1 protein-coding gene is annotated in these 227 nt (G+C 68.3%); it reads right to left on the minus strand.

What is annotated here, in order from left to right; all coding sequences use genetic code 11:
- Positions 1-227: methyl-accepting chemotaxis protein (locus tag AC3A6G_RS27485; RefSeq protein ID WP_487875108.1), on the minus strand; the 227-nt coding region annotated here is incomplete at both ends.

Raw genomic sequence — 227 nt, forward strand, 5'->3', positions numbered from 1 at the left:
TGGTCCATCTGCGCGATCGCCTGGTTCACCTGCTCGATGCCCGTGCTCTGCTCCTGGCTCGCCGCGGTGATCTCGCCCATGATGTCGGTCACGCGCTTGACGCTGTCGACGATCTCTTCCATCGTACGGCCCGCCTCGGCCACCTGCCGGCTGCCGGCCTCGACCTTGCCGACAGAGTCGTCGATCAGGCCCTTGATCTCCTTGGCGGCCGCGCCCGAGCGCTGCGC

The sequence above is a fragment of the Variovorax sp. Soil_C_26 genome (genome assembly GCF_057657075.1).